Below are 18,774 nucleotides of genomic sequence, written 5' to 3' on the forward strand. Positions count from 1 at the left end.
AGGATAGATATAGAAATCCTTTTAAGGTAGCTTTTTTGCAGTTGCATTTTATTAATTCTTATTACCAAACCTTGCTGTCCTTCCTTATCGTCAAATCTTGCTGTCCTTCCTTATCGTCAAATCTTGCTATCCTTCCTTATCGTCAAATCTTGCTGTCCTTCCTTATCGTCAAATCTTAATGTCCTTGGTCAGGATTTTCAAGTTTACCTTTATACCATTCTAAGAAGCTGTCAATGGCCCTGCGGCGATGAGAAACCTTATTTTTCTCGGCGTCTCCGAGTTCTCCGAAGGTCTCACCCTGGTACTCGAAAATAGGGTCATACCCAAAGCCGCCTGTACCTCTTTCCTCATATGCGACTTTTCCTTCAACTATACCTGGGAAAACCAGAGGCTCTTTTCCGGGCTCGCAGTATCCGATAACGGTCTTGAAATACGCGGTCCTGTCGGTTTCCCCTTCCATGAGCTTAAGTACTTTCGGATTTCCGAGTCTGTCCTCTATGAAACGAGAGTACGGACCTGGAAAGCCATTTAGGGCTTTTATGAAAATTCCGGAATCGTCTACCATTACAGGCATGTTCAGTCTGTTTGCAACGTGTTGCGCCCCATAGGCTGCAATTGGCTCAAGGTCGTCCTCCTGAAGTTCTGGATAGCCGTTTTTGTCCTGAATTACTTCAATTCCAAAAGTCTTGAGGATGTCCCTTACCTCGGCAAATTTGCCTTTATTTCCCGTAACAAAAACAATTTTATGCATAACGAGCCCTCTTTTTTATCTCTTCAACACGCTTGAGTACTTCCTCTGAATCCACAAAAGTTCTCTGGTATCCTTTTTTGAAAGCTTCGATTAGAGCCTCATAGTTGCGGTGGGTACTCTCAAAAGTCTGGAAAAGTACATGGACATCTACCCCTCTGGACTCAAGTCCGTTGTCGAAATATGCAAGCCCGAAATCAATGAGATAAAGCCTTTCACCTGCAAGCAGGAGGTTTGAGGTAGTAAGGTCTCCATGTATTATACCCGCACTGTGGAGTTTTCCTATAAGTTCTCCCACTTTTTCGGAAAGCTCTGGAGTTACCAGGTACTTTATTGGAACGCCATCAATATACTGCATCTTGAGCTTGAAATCTTCCACATCATAGATAATAGGCGTAGAGACTCCACTGCGTCGGGCTTCAGACATCAAGCGGGCTTCTGTACGGTTTCTTTCTGTCCTGATCCTTTCATCAATCTCCTTATGTCTGTAAGCCTTCGGGACTCTTTCCTTAATAAGCACTTCCTTTCCTTCAGGTCCTTCTTCAAGGTAAACGACAGCTTCGGCCCCGTTATCCAGTGTTTCCCCAAGCTTGAGAGAAGTGCCAGGAGAGATTTCAGGAATTTTTTTCGTTTCTTCTTCCCGGATCCATGTCACTTTCACATCATCTGTCCTGTAACTTGGGTTTACACGAGAATCTTCAAGGGAAAGTGTGTTTCCGGATTTATACATCAGAAGCCCTGTATATGCAATCATTGTCCCGTTATCTCCCATGAAGCGTTTTTCGGGCACATAGAACTTCGCACCTCTGGCTTCACACATATCGTTTAACATTTCTCGGAGCCTTGTGTTTGCCCCAACTCCTCCTGCCAGCAGGACTTCTTTTTTTCCGGTGTGAGCAAGGGCTCGTTCTGCAACCTCAACAACCATTGCAAAAGCTGTTTCCTGGTAAGAAAAGCAGACATCCTCAAGAGGAGCTTTTTTCAAAGCTTCGCTAGCTGCTGTGGAAAGCCCGGAAAAGGAAAGATCCATGCCTTTTACCACATAAGGGAGATGGATATATTTCTTTGCATCCTTTGCGTATGCCTCGATCTTTGGCCCTCCCGGATGCGGCAGGTTAGCCCCTCGTGCAAATTTATCAAGGGCATTTCCTAGCCCTATATCCAGGGTTTCCCCAAAAACTCTATACTGTCCTCCCATATAGGAAATAACCTGAGAATTGGCCCCACTTACGTAAAGAACGACAGGATCCGTTGCAGGTGTTCTCCAGATTCCAATTTCTATGTGAGCGATACAGTGGTTGACCCCTATAAGAGGGACGCCAAGAGATATTGAAAGCATTCTGGCTGCTGTTGCAACCGTCCTCAGGCACGGTCCAAGTCCAGGCCCCTGAGAGAAAGCTATTCCATCAATCTCAGAAGGCTCGACTCCCTTTTCTTTTGCCTCTGCAAAGAGTCTCTTTATAACGCTAGCTGCGTACTTTGCATGGTGCTGGGCTGCTTCCCTGGGATGAATTCCTCCGGCGATGGGTTTGTATGTCTCTGTGACCTCGGCAATAATCTCTGTCTCGGTCACGATTGCGGCACTAAGGTTCCAGGCAGTGCCCTCGATTCCAAGGATGAACGTGTTTTTCAAGGCTTACAGTCTCCTTCCAGTCCTTTTTGCTGTCACTGCCTTCGATAATACAGGAGAGAACTTATATACGTTTGCTTTTTCTGGACATTAAACGGATTTTTCAAGTTTTTTCCAGGACTTTAAAAATTTTCGAGCTTTCGCACACTTTCTTCCATAGGTTCGGGAAAGAACAGGCTTCTTTCAAGCTTTTCACCAAACTCCTCAAGTATGGATGCAGGAATATCGAAATCAGGGTATGGAGGAGTAAGAGGTTCAAGCTCTTCTTTGTTCGGTTTGCCTTGCCTTAAACCGGGCAAAAGCAGGATGAAAACTAAAAACAGAATAAAGACTATGTACTCTCTGCCGTAAATAGGCCATGAAATGCGCCCTGTGGAAGAAAAAAGGTAATTTATATAGAATGCGGGCCAGGAAATAATTGGAATGGACAGCGCTGCCGGATTGGACAGCAGAAGACTGAATATAAAAAGGAAAATTAACCCGAAACTAAGTTTTTTAAGCAGGCGATTCGTCCTTGAATCAAGCCACCATTCCCACCAGGTAGGGTTCAGAGGACCTGTACGAAGATTTTTCAGTAGCAAGGCTGCAGGCTTTTTAACCTCGGTTGGGGGATCCATTCTCAGGCATTCATCCAGCCTATCGGCGGCTTTTCGGAAGTAGTGCGCCCGACAGTAAAAAAGCCCCAGAAGATAAAGGGCATAAGTTTTCAATTCATGATCTTCGGACCTTTGCCGAATAGCTGCTTTTTCAAGTTTTCCTGCAGCTGCAAGAAGCATAGACCTGAAGCGTGCACTGTTTTCCTCAAAAGAGGCTTCTGCATACATATACCTTGCGTACGCATCCCAAAGCAACAGTCTTAGATCTTCCGTATCCAGGGCAAGAGATCGCCTGAAAGACTCAAGAGCTTCCTCACAGGCCTGTTCCTCAAGTTCTACCCGACCTTTCAGGTTTCTTGAGAATGCATTTTCAGGGGATTCTGCAATCGAAGACTCGAGTTCTTTTAATGCGCCCCTGCTGTTTCCGAGCCTGAAGTAAAGTTCTGCAAGCCCGTTTCTTGCATGAGAGTTTTTTGGGTTTATATCAATTGCTCTTCTGTATGCCTTGAGTGCTCTTTCGAAATTTTCCAGCTTAAAATAGGCAAAGCCCAGCAGGCACGAAGGTAAATCCGAGTTAGTCTCGTTAGCTGGCAGTTCCTCAAGGATTGGAATGGCTTTCTCAAACTCTTGCAGCCTTATAAGTGCAAAAGCTTTCATGACTGAAGCCTGTGTATTTTTAGGGTTGAAGGCAAGAATGCTATCAAACGCTCTCAGAGCTTTTTCCCACTCTCCACAATGCGCAAAAACCAGGCCATTTCCGGAACATGGAATATTCTCAGCTTTGGAAAGTTTCCTTACGTTTTCAAAAGCTTTTAAAGCATCCTGATACCTTCCAAGAGTATCCAGAGCAAGTCCTTTAGCATTCCAAAGAATTTCCAGCCTGAAATCCTGTTCATCAGGGTTTAAAATCCCAGATTCTTTGCGCTCCTCATTTTTTGTGTATTTCTCTGTTCCGGCGGCTACATAAAGAGCCTTTTCTGCATCCTCAAGCGTTGCCAGGGCTTCTTCATATTTTTTCAGGCAAAGAAGAGTAACTCCCTTGCAAATTCCGGGAAATGAATTTTCAGATTCTTTTTTCGTAGCATTGTCAAAGGCTTTAAGAGCTTCGCTATACTCTCCCAACCCGGCAAAAGCAAAACCCCGGTACTTCCAGCTCTCATCCCCAATTTCTCCCTCAGGAAGCCCTCCGGACAATTCGAGATATTTTTTTAAAGCTGTCTGGAGCTGACTTTCATGGACTTCATCAAAGTTTTTATTTTGATGTTTGAGTTGGGAGAGAGTTGCACCCCTGTTATATCGTGCAGGGAGACTTGCATAGTTAAGTTCGAGAAGGGTCTCATAGACCTCAAGAGCTTCACCGTATCTTCCAAGCTTATAGAGGGCGTTTCCCTTTCCGTTCCAAGCAAAAAGGCTTTCAGGACCAAGTCTGATAGCCTTTTCAAAGTTCTCAAGAGCTCTTGGATAATCCCCAAGCGTATAATATACCCCTCCAAGGCCGCTCAAAACACCGCAATTTTCAGTTCCCGAGGAGAGAGCTTTTTCATAAGCCTGTAAAGCTTCATGAGGCTTCCGCATAGCTAGAAAGCAGTTGCCTGTTCCTCTCCATCCCTCTGGACTTAAAGGCTCAATCTCAAGAACTTTTCTGAAAGTGTTAAGAGATTCCTGGTATCTTCCAAGTACCAGTAAGGCTTTTCCTTTGCCGACATTTGCTTCTATAAGAGAGTTATCCAGCTCAAGAGCATTTTCAAAAACATCAAGAGCCTCCGGGGACCTGCCAAGCTGTCCAAGAAGCTTCCCCTTTTCTAGCCTGTTTTTTGCATTTCCCGGCTCAAGAATCAGGCTTTTTTCAAAAGCTGATAGAGCTTCCTCTTTTCTTCCCATGCCTTCGAGAATTCTTCCCTGAGTTTCCCAGGTCGCGGCAGACGAAGGTTCGAGTTCCAGAGCCCTTTCACAGGTTCTTAAAGCTTCTCTCCTTCTGCCCAGAGCAAGATATGCTTTTGCCTCGCCTTCCCATGCTCCTGAATGCGAAGGTTCCAGTTTCAGGGTTTTTCCATAAGCCTCTAATGCTTCTTCATTTCTTCCAAGCATGGATAAGGTTATTCCTCTATAGTACCAAACTTTCAGGTTTTCGGGATTTAACTCAGCGGCTCTGGTAAAAGCCTGAAGTGCCTCTTCATCTCTTGAGAGTTGTTTTAAAGCAAGTCCGCTGTAGTACAGAGCACCGATATGCTTTTCATCTCTCCCAAGTACACCGCTAAAAGCCTCAAGAGCTTGATCTGGCATGTTAAGGTACCCTAAGGTAAGTCCTTTGAGATATCTGGCAGTAATATTGTCAGGGTCATAATCAAGTGCCTTTCCAAAAGCCTGAAGAGCTTCTTCCGGCCGGTCCAGGTAACGAAGTATATTTCCCCTGTATTGCCACGCAACGCTATCCTCAGGACTAACCTCAAGTACGGCATCAAAAGCCTCAAGCGCCTTCTCAAAATTTTTCTCTGCACCGATCTGGTTTTTCAAGTTCAAAAGAGCAAGAGCTTTACTGTACCAGGCTCTGGCATAAAGAGAATTCATAAGCCCTCGGAATCTTTGGGTAAAATTTAGTTAATAAAGTTCATTCAGTTGTATACGATACCTATAATAAATACGTATATAAGAGAATTATTATAAATATGGGCGCAGAAAATAGTTACTGATTTAATTTTCAGCAGTTTGTCAGTTTATTTAAATTCAAGCCTGGATAGTCCTCCAGAGACGGAACTCGAAAAGTGAAACTTCTTTGTTCATAAATTAATCCGCTTGAGCGAGCGAAGTGAGCGAAACGGAACCGTCCTTCCGAGATGGGACTCGGAAAGTGAAACTTATCTGTTCATAAATTAATCCGCTTGAGCGAACAAAGTGAGCGAAACGGAACCGTCCTTCCGAGACGGGACTCGGAAAGTGAAACCGAACCGTCCTTCCGAGATGGGACTCGGAAAGTGAAACCGAACCGTCCTTCCGAGACGGGACTCGGAAAGTGAAACCGAACCGTCCTCCCGAGACGGGACTCGGGTGACGGGACTCGGGTGACGGGACTCGGGTGACGGAACTCGGAAAGTGAAATGAACCGCAGGTAACCCTGCGATTCGGGTTAAAAAAGAGTCAATCAATCTTGAAGTGTATTACTTCTTAAATTCGGTATAGCCGCACTTCCCGCAGGCAAGGCGGTTCTTGTGATCGGCGAGGAATGTACCTGGTCCGCATCTGGGACAGAACTGTTTGATTCTGGTTACGGAGTCACCCTGGACTTTGTAGTAATCTTTTACTGCCATGTATATGCACCTCGCTTAAGCCTCTTCGCCTTCAGTTTCCGTTCCCGGGATAGCGTTTCTCTTCATAACGTATTCCAGTTCTACTTCCTTCATACGGTCTGCATTTTCATAGAGTTTGGCATAGCCCTTGCCTTCCTGCAGTCCGTATTCGGTTTTGATTCTCTGGACTACAAGCAGCTCAAGAGGAGCATTCAGCATTGCAGCGAGCTTATTCCTTACATCGTTTCTGGAAGGAGTCGAACCTTCATATTTCACAATGAAATCCAGTTCCCTTCGGTTTAAAAGTGCATTATTCTTGTCTTTAAGAATTCTTATGTCCATCTAAAATTCTCCGTAGCTTATCCAATTCGTAATTCTGATTTTTGCTGATGAGTTTCTCAAAGAGAGTTCTTATCTCCCCTTTTTTCTCCTCAGTGACCTTCACAAAGACAACACCCTCATCGGGCTGTCCGTACAGGACCACAGAGTCAAGAGGGGCCAGAAGAATTACAGGAAGGGTTGCCAGATCCTCTTCTCCCCTTACAAAGATTCTGAGAGGCTTTTCGGAAGCAAACGCTTCACACAGGGTTTTAATCAACTCATCGGTAATAATTCCTGCAGGGTTGTCCACAGACACTTCGCTGTAAACTTTGTCCATGTTCCGGGCTGAGACATCACTGGAAACCGGCTTTCTTTTGGTACGGTTGTCCACAATACAAATATCCGGAATAATCCCGACTTCAAGCAGGTGGAAGGTAGTAACATCCCCTACGGATATAAGTTTTGTGGGACTTCCAAGCTCTCCTGCAAACTTCTCTATAGTATCCCTGCCTTTGCCCCTGTAAAGCGTACCCAGTGGTTTCTTCATAAGTGGACGAAGTTCTCTCGGAAGCTCAATATGAACACTCAAATCAGCGCACCTTCAAAGCAAATTTATCCGGAATGTCAACCCCAAGTTTTTTTGCTATTTCTGAGCGTTCGGCATCCAGGATAATTACAAGCCCACTCCATTCCTCTGCAAGGTCCGAAATCCCGCAGATCGGGCAATTTTGTCCTTCCAGAACCCTCATGCAGTGTCGACACACTTTTTCTACCATACAAATCCTCTTCCTTTTCAGGCAACTTCTTCAGGAACTGCTTCATGCGACTGCTTCTTTTTACGGGCTTCTTCAAGCCACTGTAGCTTTCCAAGAGCAGTCTGGCGCATTGTAAGGCCTATTTTACTTTCTTTAGGTTCTCTTTCGTTGATACTTACAGCGACAACCCTGGCTCTTACATGGTCACCTTCAGCAATGGATTTGCCTCCGTTCTTTGTCACAAGCCTTGCGTTCTTGGCATCATATGAAATAAAATCGTCCGTAATCTGGCTGACGTGAAGCAAGCCGTCCATTGGTCCCATCCCTACAAAAACTCCGAAACCAACAGTTTCAACAACTTCACCTTCAATAATCTCCTGGAGCTCAGGCACGAACATTATTGCTTCGAACGTAACGTCATAATATACTGCCCCGTCTCCTACAAGGATATGCCCTTCCCCTATCTCGATTATCTTGCAAATCGCAACGAGGGAACCAAGTTTTTTGTCAACCTGCCCCTCGAGTTTTTCTCTTAACGCGTTTTTAACAGTTTGCATCACCTCTTCCCCTAAAAGAGTAGGAGGGATACGGACCGTATCAACGAGCTTCATCATCTTATACATCTGCTAATCACCCGTAAAAACAATAATTAATTTAATATTGCCTGGTAAAGTAATAAAGTTCAGACAAAGTCCAGTTTGTTTTTCTGGCGCAGGGATATGGTCTGGATTCCTTCTTCGGCGAGCCTACGCTTCAATCCTATATCGTTTGTCAGGACAGCTGCTCCCATTTCCTTTGCAAGCCTGAGAATTACATCATCCGCAGGGCCTGTAGCAGGAGTTATATGCTCGCACCTGTCCATCATGGACCTGGCAACCTTTGCAGCTGTTCTGTCCGAACCTCTTTCCCGCTTTATGAGTTTTTCTATCTCAAATACTACAGCCTCAGGCACAAAAAATTCGTCAAATCCCAGCCTTTTCAGTTCTTCGAAGATATCAACTCCGAACTGGACCGGGATCATGAACCCATTAGTATCAATTATAACTTTCAACTCTTAATTACCCCTACTCCAATAAGCCGCCAGCGAGAATCAATTCTTCTGCTAATAGCAACCATTGACCCTATGGCTGCGCTAATCGGACGTTTAAGAGCCACCTGCGCTTCATTTTTCCTGGCACTTGTAACCACTCCAACTGTGGTAGCAGTTCCTATGTTGAGCATAAGGGGTTCACTGGTCTTGATTTCGTTGATTTTTTCTTCCCTTGTAACTCCCACTACCCTCTCGAGCAGGTGTAGTTCCATGACGAATTGATGTCTTGTCTCAGGAAGGGTCCCAGGTACGCCTGCAATCTGTCCTGTTAAAGAGTCACCTTTTGTCAGGGTAGGGTCAAGATAAGTTCCTACAGCAAGAAGGCCTCCGGGTGTTGCTTCTTCTACCTTTGCCGTACCTGCAAAGATAGAAGAAATCGTTGTCAAAATCGGAACCCATCTTGTAACGCCTTCGGTTGTAACCTTAATTCCTGGCCTTATTTCCAGCTCGTCTCCGGGATGAAGGACTCCTTCGGTCAGAGTTCCTCCGATAACTCCTCCACGCATTTCATCAATTGAAGCCCCTGGCTTGTTAATATCAAAAGAACGGGCAATCAACATGCTGGCAGGTTTGTCCACTTTATGGACAGGAGTAGGAATCACGGTTTCCAGGGCATCGATAAGGATATCGATGTTAATATTCTGCTGAGCTGAGATCGGGATAATAGGGGCATTTTCTGCAACCGTACCTTTCACAAATTCCTTTATCTGGTGATAATTTTCAATAAGGCGCTCTTTGGATACAAGGTCAATCTTATTTTGTACTATCACGATGTTTTTAATCCCTATAATATCCAGGGCCATAAGGTGTTCTTTTGTCTGAGGCTGCGGGCAGTCTTCATTTGCGGCAATTACAAGCACTGCTCCGTCCATAATTGCAGCACCCGAAAGCATAGTCGCCATGAGAGTTTCGTGTCCGGGAGCATCTACAAAGGATACAATCCTGTGTTCTTCTGTCTTCTCTCCGCAATTGGGGCATGTCTTTTCTACAGTATAACATTGAGGGGAAGGGCATTTGGGGCACTTCATGAATGGGGAGTCTGCATACCCCAATCTGATAGAAATCCCTCTTTTTACTTCTTCACTATGCGTATCTGTCCACACACCTGATAAAGCTCTAACAAGTGTGGTTTTTCCATGGTCGACATGGCCTACCATGCCGATATTAACACAAGGCTGACTCAAGTTGTAATTTCCTCCAGTAAAGTAAAGTGATCCGATATAAGGCAGGTCTATTATTCTAAACCTGAACCATAAAATTTTGAATCATTTTTCCAGTAAGTCCGAAGATTTCAACCTTTAACTTATCTGGTTTGTAATTTGAAGTATAATTATGGACTAAAGTGGGATTTATGGAAAGGAAATATTCTCTCCCAGTCCTTAGTCTTAATTAGCATGAAAATGCTGCCGTCAGCATGCATTTTCATATAGTTGTGCATGTTACTCAAGGAATATCATGTTTGTTTTCTGAATTGGGAATTCAGGTAAATTCTATAAACTATATTTTCTTATCGCGGTTTAAGGCTTGCAGATTCAGGCGATGTTTTTAAAGTTTACGGTATCCTGCATAGTTAATATCTACTAATGCCGGAAAGCCTTAATAAATTTATGTGACGATAGCGTCAAGCTTCTCCAGTTCAAGGGCACGCCTGATCTCAAAGGCTAGCCTTCTTCCAGTACTCATCGGTCTTCTCCAGAGCGAGTTACCGTAAGAATGACCTACTGACATATGCACATTGGTCCCACCGCCTACTCTTGGGGCCACATCATAAATATAGAAGTTAAGATCCTTATCAACGCAGGTCTGCAGGCAGAAAGGCCCTATAATTCCAGGAGAATAATATTCCTGTGTAGCTTTTACATATTGTTCTCCCATTTGAAACACTTTCTCAAGAAGAGACTCGCGCAGGGTTGCGGAGTTATGACCGCAGACAGTATATTCTGGAGTTAACTGACTTTCAGCCAGGGCCATTTGCTGAGGGGCAGGAAGCCTTACATGCCCATCAAGGCTGGTCTCAAAGCGCCAGTCAATTCCAAGAAGTTCCAGCTTGCTCATTTTCGGTTCGATTGGGGAATAAAACATATCAAGATTGAACACAGGACCTATAATATAGCGCTCTATCCTTGCATTCTCAAGGGCATCATGTGTGATAACTCCCTGCTTAATTAGAGCTTCGGACTTCTCCGTATATTCTCTGTAACTTGAAGCGGTAAAAAATCCCCGTTCGAGTTTTTTTACTGCATGTGGGAGCTTTACCATTACAAGCTCATTTATGTCTTTTGGAGATTCTATTTTTTCCGGAAAAGGAAGTCCTGCTTTTTCCAGAATCCAGTAATAACTCTGCTGCTCACTGCGTTCTTCACTCCGTAGAAGGTTCCTGCTTCCTACAAGAGGTACTCTGAAGTTTTCTTCGATTTCATCTATACTGCAGTAGGAAGTAAAGGACCGATTAGGAACGAAAAGCACATTTTCATCAACCAGTTTTTTCTGGTTCTCAGGCAGAAGAATTTCGTTATACTTTTTGAAAACAACTGCCTCGTCAACAATCCCTCTATTTACTTTTCCAGAAGGGTCTCTCTGAGCCCTGAAGTATTCGCTATATGTTTTTTCCCTGCCAGCCTGGCAGACAGCAAGAGTCCTGAATTCCTCTTCAACTGCCCCGTCACATATGTCAAGTCCTGAGTGAGAGCCTATAGTTCCGACTTTTATCTTATCAGCGTGGGTATAGTAGCCTTCAACGATTTCTTTAATTTCGTTCCTGTCAATCATATTTGATGTTCCTTGGCTTTGGAAATAATTCATTTCGATGAATAATGGTAAGATATAACCTTAATAGGTATGATATTCAAACCTGCTACTCGACTGGGATTTCTCGAAATGCAGGTCTCACGACTATTTGCCAGATATTATGAAGTAAAAATCCTGAGAAGTTTTCCCCATTAACGGCTTTACCTATTAAACCCCTTTCTAATATAAGTAACCATTTATATAATGAAAGAAAACAAGAAAACTCTAAAGCCAGAAAAACTTAAGCCAGAACAGATATCTAAAACTTTCCTGTTGATTTCCGGATTATGAGTTTCCTCTATTTTTGACACTTTTCCGTAGATTTCCGAATTCCGAATTTCCATAGTTTTTGACATTTTCCCGTTAATTTCCGAGTCCTGAATTTCCATAGTTTTTGACACATTATTAAACCGAACCAAGGATGATAGGCGTAATAAAAGTTTCAATTATGGCTGCAACCAGAAGAAGAGGCAAAATCCAGTAGAAATAAAACATTAGTCCTTCTTTAAATTCTCTTTTGATATGAGTAGGTCTTCCTATAAGGGCAGAAAATACCTGGTATCCTAGCCGAAGCCCTATGCCTGCAGCAAGGAAAACCATAGGTAGTTCCAGTATCCCATGAGGAAGAAGGCCAAACAAAATAAAGAGCAGTCCTCTTTCCTGAGCTACAAGATAAACGATGACTCCCACAACATATCCATTAAAGGCGACAAAAAGTATGGGAAGAATTCCCAGAGCCAGCCCGAGTACCAAAAAAAGCAGGCTTAAAAAGGCATTATTAAGAAAAATTGTGAGCATTATAAAAAGAGGGTTCATTGTCATAATAGATGCAAAACGGGAGCTAAAACTTTCTCTGAGAGTCTCAGCCATAGAAGGGAAACTTGCAGCTGAATTATAGCCAATAAATAAAAATACAAAAAATATAAAGGCCATAAGAAGTGCATAAGGCCAGATAAATTGCAGATATCCTGTAAACCCTTTTTTAGGGTTTATTCTGTTACCGTGCCAGTTTTCTGCCGCGCTGCTTGCGGGAAAAGAATCTTTCCCCTCTGTGAGGTATTCCCTATTTTTCATCTCTCCTTCAGGAGTTCCTGAAGTCTGTACTCCAGTTTTTATATCCTCTGAATTATAATCATCTCTTTCCATACCTATCCCCACCGTAAATATTCTCAGTTTGCTAAACTCTGACTTAAATGAATATAATGCCTTTCAAATGTCTTTTTATCTCAGATTCCCAGCATCATCCGAATTGTGTTCCGGGTTGCAGGAGAAAGCCCAAGGATCAAAATGACCATTTTTATTAGTACTTTCAAGTTCAAGGAACGCTCGTCGTCTTCAAACTGGGTGTCAAGTACGTAAAGAACCCCTATGAAGATAATAAGCTTTAATGGATACATAACCAATGCGGTGCCAGTCAAGTTAATGAGATAGGTGGGCACTACATGCTTTTCAAAGTATCCAAGATGATCTACTCCTATGTACGTTGAAGAAGCATCCATCAAGTGAGCCATCAGGATAGAAAGATTCAGGGGATTGGTGAATATAGAGGACTTGAAGTGGCGAGCAATCAGATAAAAGATAAAGGTTATACCTGTTCCTGCCACAATTACGAATACGGGAACGTAAGGGTATACTATACTATTGAAATGCAAGAGGACAGCTAGATTTATGAAAAACCATACGAGTCCAAAACCTGCAAAGGTAAGATGAAAATCCTTTACAAGCCCTGCTTTCTGCATCCGGATTGAAATCCATAGACAAACCACGGTTATTGCGAAAACCAGGAAGTAAATATTGGGAGTTATGAGAAGATAACTGAACGGCGGGTGGAAGATATCTGCAGGAGAATCTTCAATTACACGCAGGGAAGACCCTGCAAGTACAAAAGGCAGGACAGACGCAATAAATCGAGGAGTTATTTTTACCTCAAGCTTTTCGAGCAGCCTGAAAACCCCAAATATACAAATACCCAGTATTATTGCCCAGGTAATGGTGTTTACCGGGTTATACCCTTCATCACCTCTTATAGGGTCAAGATAATAGGTATTAATAAACTGTGAGACATTATCTATTGAAAAACTCATCTTATCACTCATTCAAAATGGCAATATCCTAATACAACCAATACTTACAATGTATATGCCTAACTTACTTCCATAATCAAGAGGGTAGTATTCTTCCCAGTGCGCGATGTTCGTTCTAATATAAGATATTTCTTCTGGAGAGTCCTACCCAATAAGCGTTAGCAATATTATATAAGCTTTAATGTATTACTATATTTTTATAATTATTTAGGGTATCCTGGTAGTGTAATTATTATACGTAACACATACGGAAACAATAGATAATTTATAATTATGTAAACATAGATATTATTCTAACATAAACATGGAAATAGTCATAAGTAAGTTCTGAGTAAAGAATTATTAATTATGAGTTTTGAGTTTAAAGAATTATGAATTATGACTTTTAAGATATCAGAACTCAAATATACTTGAAATAAGGTTTAAAATATAGAAAGCAATTTAAATGGAATATTAAGATCTAGAATCGATTTAAATAAGGTATTAAGCCCAAGAGCGATTAAGAGTATGTATTTAAGTTTTAGGAATAATTTGAATGGAATTTAAAGTGTGAAAAGTACTTTAAATTAGGTATCAGGCCTTATAAATACTTGAAACGATAGAATAGACTTGAAGACTTTCTAAAATATTAATAAGACATCTTATTTGAGACTTATTCCGGACCAGAACTATAAAGAACTAAGTTAATGAGCTAACATATTGAATGTGCCTGATATGCCGCAGTCTGCTTATCCAAATTTATGAATTCGTACGTATATTCGGGTTTATAGAGCCAATTTACAATCTATTGTAATCGAATACTGATGCAGGTATGAAATTGACCATTAACAAAAACAGCGCAAAATGGATGCAGCTTCCAAGAGATGTGCTTGTCGGGCACGGCGTGCTTGAGGAAATCGGAGATGTCTGCAGGGACCTGAAAATGAAAGGAAATGCGCTGATCGTAACCGGAAGTACTACAAAGAATATTGCAGGCAAGAGGGTTAGTAATCTCCTTGAAAGTGCAGGCTGTAGTGCGGAGACGGTTCTGACGTGCAAAGCTACTACGGAAGATGTCGAAAAGGTTGTGGAAAATGCCCTTGAAGTAAAGGCTAATTTTCTCCTTGGGGTTGGAAGCGGCAGGTCTATTGACCTTGCAAAACTTGCTTCGACCCGACTTGAACTTCCTTTCATTAGCGTGCCGACTGCGGCTTCCCATGATGGCATTGCATCTTCCCGTGCTTCAATTGTAGATAATGGGAGAAGTACGTCTGCAGAGGCTCAGGCCCCCATTGCCGTTATTGCAGACACGGAGATTATTTCAGCAGCCCCCTTCCGATTTCTTGCGGCTGGCTGTGGAGACATAATTTCCAATTATACGGCAGTACTGGACTGGGAACTTGCAGGCAGACTCAGAAATGAATATTTCGGAGCATATGCTGCGGCTCTTTCCCGTATGGCTGCCAGGGTTATTATAGAATGTGCAGATTCGATTAAGCCTGAGCACGAAACCTCGGCAAGGCTTGTGGTAAAGGCTCTTGTATCGAACGGGGTCGCGATGAGTATCGCAGGCTCTTCCAGACCCGCATCAGGCTCGGAACATATGTTTAGCCATGCCCTTGATAAGATAGCTCCAAAACCAGCGCTCCATGGAGAACAATGTGGAGTAGGGACGATTATGATGATGTACCTCCATGGTGGAAACTGGCAGGAAATCAGAGAAGCCTTAAAAAAGATAGGAGCGCCTGTAAATGCCGAAGAACTGGGTATAGAAGATAAGTATATAATTGAAGCCCTGTTACATGCACACAGTATTCGCCCGGAACGTTATACAATTCTCGGCAGCGGCCTTAACCCTTCCGCAGCTGAGAAAGTTGCAAGAATCACAAAGGTCATAAATTGAAAAGTTATTCTTGTTCGGGCTAGAGACAAAAAATGAATGCCTCCTAAAGATACCAGAATTTAAGGCAGAACTCAGTCCAGGAACCTAATATTCTATGTCGGCTAAAAAGGACCTGGTTAATCTGGAGTCACTTAATTTACACCCAGGCAATCATTTAATTTCGAGATAATCAACTTCGAGCAGATAATCAACTTCGAGCAGATAATCAACTTCGAGCAGATAATCAACTTCGAGCAGATAATCAACTTTGAGCAGATAATCATTTAATTTCCAGTAAAGTAATCACTTAACTTCCAATAAAGTAATCATAATTTCCAATAAAGTAATCATAATTTCCAATAAAGTAATCACAATTTCCAATTAAAGAATTATCTCAAATCAAACCCGACATTGAATTTTAAATTATCTTGGAATAAGCCAGATGAACCTGAGAAACAGGACACCGGCCCAAAAACAATTAAAAGGAAGAGTTATTATGACAGAAAGCGATACCAAGATTACACTTATCGGATCACGGCTTGCAAGGGAAGGACTGGAATTCATATTTAAAGGTGAGATGCCTGAATGCAAGAAATGCCGGCTGAAAAACACATGCCTTAACCTTGAACCCGGACGCAGGTATAGAGTTGAGAAAATAAAGAGTAAAGACGTACATGAATGTTTCCTGCATGATAGCGGCGTGCTTGCCGTAGATGTGAGCAAGGCCCCTATCCTGACTACGCTAGAGTCAAGAAAAGCAGTTGATGGGGCAAGAATCATGTATGAACCTCCAAAGTGCGGCAAGAGGGGATGTGAGATTTATGAGACCTGCCACCCTGAGGGGCTCTCAAAAGGCGATAAATGCAAAATTGTAGAGGTTCTCGAAAACCTTGATTCCAGGTGCGAAGCCAATTATTCCCTGAAAAAGGTGAAATTATCCTGGTGAACGTAAACAAACACATTTTAGTAATAGTAAGATTGATTATCAATAAATAAAAAAGGTAAGAAGCGGTGTTATAAGTGCCTGAACAAGAAATGAACCAGGTCCCCCCCTATGAATTTTATACCCAAAAGCGCTGGGAAAACTGGCTCGGACGGGCAAGAGAGAGCGGTTTCCAGATAAAGGAGTCGGAAGAAGAAGCTGGAAAGGAAAGTGCCATATTCGTGAATATGGTTGATGACGTGATTCTGGCCTGCCTGAAAGTGGTTGCACGCTTTGATAAGGATATGCTCTCCAGAGAAAAAGCTCTGGAGATCCTGGCTGAGATCCGGGACATTGTACTTTCCGAGGTCGAACCAATTTCTGAGGATATCAACCTTATGATCGACTCTGTCCAGACATCTCTTATGGGAGCTCTTATCGCCTTCGAGTGTTATGTTATGGGCGACTATGACGAAGGAGCCGATATTGCAGAGCTTGTAAAATCAGCCATTGAGGCAGAATCCTCAGACAACCTTGAGTTTGCTCTTGACTATACTGCACAATGCGGTGCTCTCATACTGAAAGGAAAAAGCCTGCCTGAAGAGGTTATGGCCGATCTTCCCTACGGTATTGTTGCAGAATGGCTTGATGGAATAGACTCCATCTCAGCTGCAATGGTGGGAAGTGATAGCTACAAGGAGTTTGATGAAGAAGATGAAGAGGATGTAGTCTAAACTGTCCTACAAACAAAGGATTCCGTTTCCAATTTCAGGAACTCGGAATTCCTTTGGAAATTTATGAGAAGTAAACCTTGAAGTAAGAATTACATTTGAAGTAAAAGAAGTAAACCTTGAAGTAAGAATTACATTTGAAGTAAAAGAAGTAAACCTTGAAGTAAGAATTACATTTGAAGTAAAAGAAGTAAATATTGGAGTAAATAAACCTAAAATACTAAATACTCCAACAAAACCAAACAGTAACTCAAAAACAACTAAAAAGTAAAATGTTAATGAAAGTATGGTTAAGAAATTAAAATAAAGAATAGTTCTGTCTCGAATTTCTGAGTTTTAACTGACATTTCCTACCATAAAGTCATGTTTTTCGACTGTTTTTTTGTATACTTCGAGTGTTTTTTCAGCGATGGTTTTCCAGTTATACCTTTTTTTAAGAAGATCGTAACCTTTCTCTCCCATTCGGTTGCGGCCAAGCCCTTCAAGGACGTAATTAAGGCCCCAGGCAATAGAAGAAGGTTCTTTATGAGCAACAACACCTGTCCTGAAATTTTCTACGAGGGCAACTGCATCGCTTGCAACTACAGGTTTTCTTGCGTCCCAGGCTTCAAGCACTACAATTCCAAAGGGTTCATTTCGACTGGGCACGCAAACAAGGTCGCAGGCATTGAACCAGTCTATTACAGTATTATCCGGAGCGTACCCAAGGAAATTGCAGGAATTTCCAATGCCAAGCCTATGAGCCTGATTTTCACAATGAGATCGCATTTCTCCTTCGCCTATAAGCACAAACTGGGCATCCCTTTTCTTCAGGACTTTGGCAGCAGCTTCCACCAGCAGGTCAGGTCCTTTCTGATATGACATCCTTCCCGTGAAAAGCACCACTGGTAGACATGGATGAATGCCATAATGCCTTTTCACATCTCCAGGGTCGATTTTCCTTTTGATTTTCCCCACGGTTATGCCGTTAGGAACTTCCCATAGCTTGTAATCGGGAATTTTATAGATATACTTGACTTCTTCCTTCAGTACAGTCGAGGTTATTATAACCTCCGAAGATTCATAGCCTCCGAGCCACTCCCTATGTGAGATTTCCTTTGCCTCCCACCAGTCTCCATGACGATTTCCATTACGCCCCCATTCCGTACTGTGGAAGGTCAGCACAAAAGGTAGTCTAAACTGGGCCTTTATCCTGCAAAGCACATTTACTGGATGCCAGTCATGACCGTGTAAAATATCAAATTCTCCTGCACTTTCTCTCACCTCGAGGAACCGGCAGTACATACCATCACACATACGGTTCATCTGCTCTACGATTCCTCCGCTTTGATCACAGGCAATTTTGTGGTAATAAACCCCATTTATTACCTCATCTTTGTTTTCATCGTCTCGTGTAAATAGATGAACCTCATGCCCCTCTGCCGCAAGAGCATCAGAGAGTTCGGATACATGGGGTGAAATCCCTCCTACACGTATTGAATACAAACTTTCCCAAGTAAACATTCCTATTCTAATCTTTTTCATAAGCTCACTTATCCCTTTTTATTAAAATGGGAGTTAAGGAGTAAAGAAGAACGCAGGCTCCCCCTTGCCTATTTAATAACTACACTTTTATTTGCTGAGTTAAGTTATACTGTTGATTTATCATGTTAATAGTACGCATTAATAATATGTATTATTAATATGTACTATTAATATATATTATCGTTTTATAATAATCAGTTAGTCTTTTAGAAAATTAATTGAATTAGTCCTTTTTACTAAAATATATTATTCAGCTATGTTATTCAGTTATGTTATTCAGTTATGTTATTCAGTTATGTTATTCAGCTATGTTATTCAGCTATGTTATTCAGTTATGTTATTCAGTTATGCTTATCTCAACTTTATTGAGTCCAGCTCGTCATAGTTTATCTATAATTCTATACCCCTAAGCCTTCAACTGATAGTATAAAACAAAAGGAG

The 18,774-nt window shown here is 42.2% G+C and carries 18 protein-coding genes; 4 read left to right on the forward strand and 14 right to left on the reverse strand.

Annotated elements, in window-relative coordinates:
• Positions 1-175: 175 nt before the first annotated feature.
• The 3 genes from MSBR3_RS15050 to MSBR3_RS15060 all read right to left on the reverse strand — a co-directional run bounded on the left by MSBR3_RS15050 (position 176) and on the right by MSBR3_RS15060 (position 5,542).
• Positions 176-751 carry an XTP/dITP diphosphatase gene (locus tag MSBR3_RS15050; RefSeq protein ID WP_048109014.1) on the reverse strand — a complete coding sequence of 192 codons (576 nt, stop codon included), beginning with the start codon at positions 749-751 and terminating at the stop codon, positions 176-178.
• Complete coding sequence (locus tag MSBR3_RS15055) at positions 744-2,381, reverse strand: bifunctional N(6)-L-threonylcarbamoyladenine synthase/serine/threonine protein kinase (protein ID WP_048109015.1); 1,638 nt, start codon at positions 2,379-2,381, stop codon at positions 744-746. Before MSBR3_RS15055 ends, MSBR3_RS15050 begins: the two co-directional genes overlap by 8 nt.
• A 119-nt stretch (positions 2,382-2,500) precedes the next feature.
• The gene (locus tag MSBR3_RS15060) at positions 2,501-5,542 is read right to left on the reverse strand and encodes a tetratricopeptide repeat protein (protein WP_048109016.1); all 3,042 of its coding nucleotides are present in this window, start codon (positions 5,540-5,542) and stop codon (positions 2,501-2,503) included.
• Between the two features lie 311 nt (positions 5,543-5,853).
• On the opposite strand from MSBR3_RS15060, the gene MSBR3_RS21540 reads away from it, so the two are divergent.
• Positions 5,854-5,988, forward strand: a complete 135-nt coding sequence (locus MSBR3_RS21540; protein ID WP_268989095.1) for a hypothetical protein — start codon at positions 5,854-5,856, stop codon at positions 5,986-5,988.
• Between the two features lie 141 nt (positions 5,989-6,129).
• Here MSBR3_RS21540 and MSBR3_RS15065 read toward each other — a convergent pair whose 3' ends face one another.
• From MSBR3_RS15065 to MSBR3_RS15115, 10 genes are all read right to left on the reverse strand, one after another.
• Positions 6,130-6,279 (reverse strand): 30S ribosomal protein S27ae, encoded by a 150-nt coding sequence (locus MSBR3_RS15065; RefSeq protein ID WP_048109017.1) that lies wholly within the window; start codon positions 6,277-6,279, stop codon positions 6,130-6,132.
• A 15-nt stretch (positions 6,280-6,294) separates the two neighbouring features.
• Entirely contained in the window at positions 6,295-6,600 is a 306-nt protein-coding gene (locus MSBR3_RS15070; RefSeq protein ID WP_048109018.1) for a 30S ribosomal protein S24e, read from the reverse strand.
• Positions 6,581-7,168, reverse strand: a complete 588-nt coding sequence (locus tag MSBR3_RS15075; RefSeq protein ID WP_048109019.1) for a GTP-dependent dephospho-CoA kinase family protein — start codon at positions 7,166-7,168, stop codon at positions 6,581-6,583. The genes MSBR3_RS15070 and MSBR3_RS15075 overlap by 20 nt, the downstream gene beginning before the upstream one ends.
• Position 7,169: 1 nt before the next feature.
• Positions 7,170-7,355, reverse strand: coding sequence for a transcription elongation factor subunit Spt4 (spt4, locus tag MSBR3_RS15080; protein WP_048109020.1), 186 nt, complete (start codon positions 7,353-7,355; stop codon positions 7,170-7,172).
• 17 nt (positions 7,356-7,372) lie between these two features.
• Positions 7,373-7,957 (reverse strand): DNA-directed RNA polymerase, encoded by a 585-nt coding sequence (locus MSBR3_RS15085; protein ID WP_048109021.1) that lies wholly within the window; start codon positions 7,955-7,957, stop codon positions 7,373-7,375.
• 59 nt (positions 7,958-8,016) lie between these two features.
• Positions 8,017-8,385, reverse strand: a complete 369-nt coding sequence (locus tag MSBR3_RS15090) for a type II toxin-antitoxin system VapC family toxin (protein ID WP_048109022.1) — start codon at positions 8,383-8,385, stop codon at positions 8,017-8,019.
• Positions 8,382-9,608 carry a translation initiation factor IF-2 subunit gamma gene (locus MSBR3_RS15095; protein ID WP_048109023.1) on the reverse strand — a complete coding sequence of 409 codons (1,227 nt, stop codon included), beginning with the start codon at positions 9,606-9,608 and terminating at the stop codon, positions 8,382-8,384. Before MSBR3_RS15095 ends, MSBR3_RS15090 begins: the two co-directional genes overlap by 4 nt.
• Positions 9,609-10,029: 421 nt before the next feature.
• Positions 10,030-11,193, reverse strand: coding sequence for a formate--phosphoribosylaminoimidazolecarboxamide ligase family protein (locus MSBR3_RS15100; RefSeq protein WP_048109024.1), 1,164 nt, complete (start codon positions 11,191-11,193; stop codon positions 10,030-10,032).
• Positions 11,194-11,616: 423 nt separating this feature from the next.
• Positions 11,617-12,357, reverse strand: coding sequence for a stage II sporulation protein M (locus tag MSBR3_RS15110; protein WP_048109026.1), 741 nt, complete (start codon positions 12,355-12,357; stop codon positions 11,617-11,619).
• An 80-nt stretch (positions 12,358-12,437) separates the two neighbouring features.
• Positions 12,438-13,295: a DUF63 family protein gene (locus tag MSBR3_RS15115; protein ID WP_048109027.1), complete on the reverse strand. Its 858-nt coding sequence runs from the start codon at positions 13,293-13,295 to the stop codon at positions 12,438-12,440.
• 811 nt (positions 13,296-14,106) lie between these two features.
• Between MSBR3_RS15115 and MSBR3_RS15120 the strand changes: the two genes are divergently transcribed.
• The 3 genes from MSBR3_RS15120 to MSBR3_RS15130 all read left to right on the forward strand — a co-directional run bounded on the left by MSBR3_RS15120 (position 14,107) and on the right by MSBR3_RS15130 (position 16,812).
• Positions 14,107-15,177, forward strand: a complete 1,071-nt coding sequence (locus MSBR3_RS15120; protein ID WP_048109028.1) for an NAD(P)-dependent glycerol-1-phosphate dehydrogenase — start codon at positions 14,107-14,109, stop codon at positions 15,175-15,177.
• A gap of 475 nt (positions 15,178-15,652) precedes the next feature.
• Positions 15,653-16,102, forward strand: a complete 450-nt coding sequence (locus MSBR3_RS15125) for a UPF0179 family protein (protein WP_048109029.1) — start codon at positions 15,653-15,655, stop codon at positions 16,100-16,102.
• Positions 16,103-16,176: 74 nt separating this feature from the next.
• The gene (locus MSBR3_RS15130; protein WP_048109030.1) at positions 16,177-16,812 is read left to right on the forward strand and encodes a DUF2150 family protein; all 636 of its coding nucleotides are present in this window, start codon (positions 16,177-16,179) and stop codon (positions 16,810-16,812) included.
• 333 nt (positions 16,813-17,145) lie between these two features.
• Here MSBR3_RS15130 and MSBR3_RS15135 read toward each other — a convergent pair whose 3' ends face one another.
• Positions 17,146-18,333, reverse strand: coding sequence for a glycosyltransferase family 4 protein (locus MSBR3_RS15135; protein WP_048109031.1), 1,188 nt, complete (start codon positions 18,331-18,333; stop codon positions 17,146-17,148).
• Positions 18,334-18,774 lie beyond the last annotated feature (441 nt).

Origin of the sequence: Methanosarcina barkeri 3 (genome assembly GCF_000970305.1) — an archaeon.
In the GTDB taxonomy this organism is placed as follows: Archaea; Halobacteriota; Methanosarcinia; order Methanosarcinales; family Methanosarcinaceae; genus Methanosarcina; species Methanosarcina barkeri_A.

Excerpts from the sequence above, each read along its gene's own strand:
- MSBR3_RS15050 (WP_048109014.1), bottom strand. The coding sequence starts at position 751 with ATGCATAAAATTGTTTTTGTTACGGGAAATAAAGGCAAATTTGCCGAG.
- MSBR3_RS15060 (WP_048109016.1), bottom strand. The coding sequence starts at position 5,542 with ATGAATTCTCTTTATGCCAGAGCCTGGTACAGTAAAGCTCTTGCTCTT.
- MSBR3_RS15065 (WP_048109017.1), bottom strand. The coding sequence starts at position 6,279 with ATGGCAGTAAAAGATTACTACAAAGTCCAGGGTGACTCCGTAACCAGA.
- MSBR3_RS15070 (WP_048109018.1), bottom strand. The coding sequence starts at position 6,600 with ATGGACATAAGAATTCTTAAAGACAAGAATAATGCACTTTTAAACCGA.
- spt4 (WP_048109020.1), bottom strand. The coding sequence starts at position 7,355 with ATGGTAGAAAAAGTGTGTCGACACTGCATGAGGGTTCTGGAAGGACAA.
- MSBR3_RS15085 (WP_048109021.1), bottom strand. The coding sequence starts at position 7,957 with ATGTATAAGATGATGAAGCTCGTTGATACGGTCCGTATCCCTCCTACT.
- MSBR3_RS15100 (WP_048109024.1), bottom strand. The coding sequence starts at position 11,193 with ATGATTGACAGGAACGAAATTAAAGAAATCGTTGAAGGCTACTATACC.
- MSBR3_RS15110 (WP_048109026.1), bottom strand. The coding sequence starts at position 12,357 with ATGGAAAGAGATGATTATAATTCAGAGGATATAAAAACTGGAGTACAG.
- MSBR3_RS15115 (WP_048109027.1), bottom strand. The coding sequence starts at position 13,295 with ATGAGTTTTTCAATAGATAATGTCTCACAGTTTATTAATACCTATTAT.
- MSBR3_RS15120 (WP_048109028.1), top strand. The coding sequence starts at position 14,107 with ATGAAATTGACCATTAACAAAAACAGCGCAAAATGGATGCAGCTTCCA.
- MSBR3_RS15125 (WP_048109029.1), top strand. The coding sequence starts at position 15,653 with ATGACAGAAAGCGATACCAAGATTACACTTATCGGATCACGGCTTGCA.
- MSBR3_RS15135 (WP_048109031.1), bottom strand. The coding sequence starts at position 18,333 with ATGAAAAAGATTAGAATAGGAATGTTTACTTGGGAAAGTTTGTATTCA.